Origin of the sequence: Pseudomonas sp. Sample_9 (assembly GCF_004307535.1) — a bacterium.
GTDB classification, from domain to species: Bacteria; Pseudomonadota; Gammaproteobacteria; order Pseudomonadales; family Pseudomonadaceae; genus Aquipseudomonas; species Aquipseudomonas mercuritolerans.
Genome location: NZ_RAZO01000052.1, coordinates 1 through 5,449 on the forward strand (window position 1 = coordinate 1; position 5,449 = coordinate 5,449).

Genomic DNA, 5,449 nt, shown 5'->3' on the forward strand with positions numbered 1-5,449 from the left:
ACCGCGCTGTAACTGGTGGTGTACGCACCGGTCGACAGCCAGTACAGACGATCACCAATCGCCAGGTTCAGCGGCAACCCGTATTTGTAGTTCTCATACATGATGTCGGCGCTGTCGCAGGTCGGGCCGGCGATCACGACTTCTTCCATCTCGCCTTTCTTCTCGGTCCAGATCGGGAACTTGATCGCTTCGTCCATGGTTTCGATCAGGCCGGAGAACTTGCCCACATCGGTGTAAACCCAACGCTCGACAGCGGTGCGCGATTTGCGCGCAACCAGCACCACTTCGCTGACCAGAATACCGGCGTTGGCGATCAGCGAACGGCCCGGCTCGAGGATGATTTCCGGCAGGTCATCACCGAAGTCTTCCTTGAGGAAGCGAATGATCTCTTCGGCGTAGGTTTCCAGGCTGTTGGTGCGGGTGATGTAGTTGGCCGGGAAGCCGCCGCCCATGTTGATCAGCTTCAGGTGAATACCGTCTTCTTCTTTCAAGCGTTCGAAGATCACTTTGACCTTGGCGATCGCCGCGTCCCAGACACTGATATCGCGCTGTTGCGAGCCGACGTGGAACGAGATGCCGTACGGCACCAGGCCGAGGTCGCGGGCGAGGATCAGCAGGTCCATGGCCATGTCGGTCTGGCAGCCGAACTTGCGCGACAGTGGCCAGTCAGCGGTGGTCGAGCCTTCAGTGAGGATGCGCACATAGACTTTCGAACCCGGTGCAGCCTTGGCGATGTTGCGCAGGTCGGCTTCGGAGTCGGTGGAGAACAGACGCACGCCCTTCTCATAGAAGTAGCGGATGTCCTTGGATTTCTTGATGGTGTTGCCGTAGCTGATACGGTCCGGGCTGACGCCGCGATCCATGACCTTGTCCAGCTCGTAGATCGAGGCGATATCGAAGCTCGAACCCTTGTCTTTGAGCAGGTCGATGATCTCGACGGCCGGGTTGGCCTTGACCGCGTAGTAGACCTTGGCGAATTCGAAACCGGCGCGCAGGTCATCGTAGGCCTGGGCGATCATCGCGGTGTCGATCACCACGAACGGGGTTTCCTGTTTGTCGGCGAACGCCTTCATTTTGTCGAATGTAGCGCGCGCGAAATAGTCTTCGACCTGGATCGACATGCTGGGAACTCCTGCTGGCAAACTAAGTTAATCAATGGGTGCATGAACGCCCTCCGTATCCCCACTTTGGTTCGCCTACTTCCCAAGGCATGTCGCCGAAAGCAAAAAGGCCCAGAGATGTGCAGTTATCCCTTGGCCTTGCTGTCTCGTCGTCAGTACTTGAGCCGGATGGATCGTTTCCAGCATGGACGTTCGGCGCGAACTTTAGGGCGTGAGGGGCGCGAGATCAACTAAAAATGTCGCGTTTTTGCACGCTTCTGACGTGCGTCGCGTTCATCACTCCTTCTACCCGACCGAGATGACGGGCAGATGTTCCCGGCGAATTTTCGAGTGTTAAACATATCTGCACGTTCGGGGCTTTTGGCAGCCAGATCGCGGGTAAGTGTGATGGGGGCAACTTCGGCGACGTTGGCGTCGAGAGAGGGGTTTGAAGCGGGATTTGGACCTTGAAGAAGCTGAATTGACGACGCTCTTGCAGGAGAGGCTGTTGAGATTCTTTGTCACCCTGCGAAGATCAACAAAATCACGCAGATCCTGTGGGAGCGAGCCTGCTCGCGAAGGCATTTTCACAGCCGCCATCAGCATCGACTGAAATTGCGCTTCGCGAGCAGGCTCGCTCCCACAGGGATCGGGTTTCAACCACGCAGACGGATTATGCGACCACCGTCTCAGCCGGCGAGACGATACTGGTCTTCATCCCCCGCGAACGTCCCGAGCTCAGGTACGCCGCGATCGATTCCTGCGTCACTTCACCGAGGAATACCCGTTCGGCATCCATTACCGGCAGCCAGGCGCGGTTGAACTCGTACATCCGCGACAACAGGATGCGCAGGTGCTCGTCGTACGCCGCCGTGGCGTTGAACTCACGCAGGAATTGCGCGCAGGTGCCGGTCTGGCGATGCAGGTCGCGACGGCGCACGTAACCCAGTGCCTTGTTCTCGGCGCAGGTGACCACCACGTAGCGACGGTCATGTTCGTCCATCAACTCCAGCGCATCGGCCACCGGGGTTTCCGGGCTGACCGACGGCGCGTTATCCGCCGCGTCTTCGGCTTTCACCAACAGCAGGCGTTTGAGCGTGCTGTCCTGGCCGACGAAGTTGCTGACGAAATCATCCGCCGGATGCGCCAGCAGGGTGTCCGGATGGTCGATCTGCAGCAGCTTGCCGGCGCGGAAGATGGCGATCTTGTCGCCCAGCTTGATGGCTTCGTCGATGTCGTGGCTGACCATGATCACGGTCTTGTTCAGCGCGCGCTGCATCTCGAAGAATTCGTTCTGGATCATCTCGCGGTTGATCGGGTCGACCGCGCCGAACGGCTCGTCCATCAACAGCAGCGGGGCGTCAGCCGCAAGCGCACGAATCACACCGATACGCTGTTGCTGACCACCGGACAGTTCACGCGGGTAGCGATGCAGATACTGCTTGGGCTCGAGCTTGATCATGCTCATCAGTTCGCGGGCGCGGTCGTGGCATTTCTGTTTGTCCCAGCCGAGCAGTTTCGGCACCACGACGATGTTCTCTTCGATGGTCATGTTCGGGAACAGACCGATCTGCTGGATCACGTAGCCGATGTTGCGGCGCAGCGTCACTTCGTCGAGATCGGTGGTGTCTTCGCCGTTGATCAGGATCTTGCCCGAGGTCGGTTTGATCAGGCGGTTGATCATTTTCAGCGTGGTGCTTTTGCCGCAACCCGATGGCCCGAGGAACACGCAGATCTCGCCTTCATTGACGGTCAGGCTTACCGAGTCCACGGCTTTGACATCTTTGCCGTTGCTTTGGAAAGTTTTGCTGAGGTTTTGAAGTTCGATCATTTGAGGAGTCCTTTTGGAGTCAGCGAGCGTTGCAGCCACTGCAAAACGAGGTCGGCGAAAATCGCCAGAAGACTGACCAGCAGCGCGCCGACGATAAGCATCGACATGTCACTGCGGCTGATGGAGGCGAGGATCAACACACCGAGGCCGCCGGCGCCGATGGTTGCGGCGATGGTCATCACGCCGATGTTCATCACCACGGCGGTGCGCACGCCGGCAAGAATCACCGGCACCGCGATCGGCAGTTCAACCATGCGCAGGCGCTGGCCGAAGGTCATGCCGATGCCGCGCGCGGCTTCGCGGATGCCCGGCTCGACGCCGGTGAGGGCGAGGTAGGTGTTGCGCATGATCGGCAGCAACGAATAGAGGAACACGGCGGTGATTGCCGGCAGCGGCCCCAGGCCCTGGCCGAATTTGGAGTAGAACGGCAGCAGCAGGCCGAACAGGGCAATCGACGGCACGGTCAGCAGCACCGTGGCGCTGGCCTGCAGCGGGCCGGCGAGGGTGGGAAAACGCGTCATCAGGATGCCCAGCGGCACGCCGATGACGATCGCCAGGGTCACGGCGATGCCGACCAGAGTGATGTGCTGCCAGGTCAGGTGCATCACCTGCTGCCAGTCGAGATGGGAAAAGGCGTTCAGGAATTCCATGACTTCTCCTCTCTTAATTCAATGGGTGCTGGCGCAGGAAATCGGCGGCAACGGACGATGGGCTTTCGTGGTCGACATCGACCCGCGCGTTGAGTTGGCGCATGGTTTCGTCGTCGAACAGTTCGGCCAGCGGCTTGAGTTGTTCGGCCAGTTTCGGGTTGGCGTCCAGCGTGGCCTGACGCACCACGGGAGCGGCGGTGTAGTCGGGGAAGTAATGCTTGTCGTCTTCCAGCAATTTCAGGCCGAAGGCATTGAGGCGGCCATCGGTGGTGTAGACCAGGCCGGCAAACACCTGACCGTTGCGCAGCGCGGTGTAGACCAGGCCGGCATCCATCTGGCGGATGTTCTTGCGGGTCAGGTTCATGTCGTAGAGCTTGACCATGCCGTCGAGACCGTCGGAGCGGTTGGCGAACTCGGTATCCAGCGCCACCAGGTGGTTGGTTTTGGCCTCGGCGCGCAGCACTTCGTTGAGCTGGCTGATATTGCCGATCTGCGGGTATTGCTCGGCGACTTTTTTCGGCAAAGCGAGGGCGTAGGTGTTGCTGAATTTCGACGGCGTCAGCCAGACCAGGCCTTTTTTCGCGTCGAGTTCTTTGACCCGGGCGTAGGATTGCGCGCTGTCGAGTTTCTCGGTGACATGGTTGTAGGCCACCAGCGACACGCCGGTGTATTCCCAGAGCAGGTCCAATTGGCCACTTTCGTGGGCGCTGCGCGCGAGGTTGCTGCCCAGACCGCCGGTGATCTGCGCGTCATAGCCTTTGCTGCGCAGGTATTGCGCGGTGATTTCGGCGAGCAGGGTCTGCTCTGTGAAGACCCGGGCGCCAAGGCGGATGACCGGTTTTTCAGCGGCTTGCGCGATTCCTGCGAACAGCAGGACGCAGCCTAAGATCAAGCTAAGTCGTTTCATAAATATTCCTTCGCAAAGCCTTAAGACGGGCGCAGACCGCGTTCCAGCCATAGGCGGCTGGCGAGGGTGACCACGCCATCGAGCAACAGCGCCAACAGCGCGGTGCACGCGGCGCCGAGCAGCAGTTGCGGCTGATTGTTCAGGGCGATGCCGGGGAAGATCAGGCTGCCGAGGCTGTTGGCGCCGATCAGGAACGCCAGCGGCGCGGTGCCGACGTTGATCGCCAGTGCGACCCGCACGCCACCGACGATGATCGGCACGGCGTTGGGCAGTTCGACTTTCCACAGCACTTGGCGCGGCGTCATGCCGATGCCGACAGCGGCTTCTTTCAGCGAGCCCTGCACATTTTTCAGGCCTTCATAGGTGTTGCGCACAATCGGCAACAGCGAGGCGAGGAACAGGGCGAAGATCGCCGGGCCACTGCCGATGCCGAGGATGCCCAGCGCGATCGCGAGCACGGCCAGCGGTGGCACGGTGTTGCCGATATTGAAGATCTGCATGAAGCGTTCGGCGCGGCCGACCATGGTCGGGCGGCTGAGGAAGATACCGGCGGGGATGCCCACGACAAGGGCGGCCAGCATGGAAGCGAGGACGAGAATCAGATGAGCTTGCAGGTAAAACAACAAATCGTCGCGGTAGTGTTCGATCGTGTTGATGCCGATCCAGTGGACCAGCAGGGCCAGGAGCGCGATCACCACCGCACCTCCCATCAGCCCTTTGCCATAGCGGATAGCCACAGGCGGACTCCTTTTTTTGTAGTCGGCGAGCGCTGCTCCGCGTGGCAAGCCATTCCTGGCTGCCGAAGTCAGCGTTCGCGAAAAGTAGCCGTTTTCCAGCACCGGCCAAGCGGTGCGAAAGCGAGCCATGAGCGCAGCCTCGTCAGGCTAACTTGCTGATTTTTCAGCCCCTGACGAAAGTTCGTAACAGGGGATGGACGTCTCCGTGCTTTAAAAGGTTCCCA

General features: G+C 60.0%; 5 protein-coding genes. All 5 read right to left on the bottom strand.

Annotation, left to right across the window (positions count from 1 at the left end; all coding sequences use genetic code 11):
* A partial coding sequence (locus tag D6877_RS03250; RefSeq protein ID WP_130909834.1) for a type III PLP-dependent enzyme occupies positions 1–1,121 on the bottom strand: 1,121 nt, incomplete at its 3' end.
* A gap of 652 nt (positions 1,122–1,773) precedes the next feature.
* Positions 1,774–2,931, bottom strand: a complete 1,158-nt coding sequence (locus tag D6877_RS03255; protein ID WP_016771732.1) for an ABC transporter ATP-binding protein — start codon at positions 2,929–2,931, stop codon at positions 1,774–1,776.
* Complete coding sequence (locus tag D6877_RS03260) at positions 2,928–3,581, bottom strand: ABC transporter permease (protein WP_024011588.1); 654 nt, start codon at positions 3,579–3,581, stop codon at positions 2,928–2,930. Before D6877_RS03260 ends, D6877_RS03255 begins: the two co-directional genes overlap by 4 nt.
* A 13-nt stretch (positions 3,582–3,594) precedes the next feature.
* Positions 3,595–4,488, bottom strand: coding sequence for a glycine betaine ABC transporter substrate-binding protein (locus tag D6877_RS03265; RefSeq protein WP_016771730.1), 894 nt, complete (start codon positions 4,486–4,488; stop codon positions 3,595–3,597).
* A 20-nt stretch (positions 4,489–4,508) separates the two neighbouring features.
* Positions 4,509–5,198: an ABC transporter permease gene (locus D6877_RS03270; protein ID WP_172667905.1), complete on the bottom strand. Its 690-nt coding sequence runs from the start codon at positions 5,196–5,198 to the stop codon at positions 4,509–4,511.
* Positions 5,199–5,449 lie beyond the last annotated feature (251 nt).

Bases quoted from the DNA above. Each gene is read 5' to 3' on its own strand.
- D6877_RS03255 (WP_016771732.1), bottom strand. From the start codon at position 2,931: ATGATCGAACTTCAAAACCTCAGCAAAACTTTCCAAAGCAACGGCAAA.
- D6877_RS03260 (WP_024011588.1), bottom strand. From the start codon at position 3,581: ATGGAATTCCTGAACGCCTTTTCCCATCTCGACTGGCAGCAGGTGATG.
- D6877_RS03265 (WP_016771730.1), bottom strand. From the start codon at position 4,488: ATGAAACGACTTAGCTTGATCTTAGGCTGCGTCCTGCTGTTCGCAGGA.
- D6877_RS03270 (WP_172667905.1), bottom strand. From the start codon at position 5,198: ATGGGAGGTGCGGTGGTGATCGCGCTCCTGGCCCTGCTGGTCCACTGG.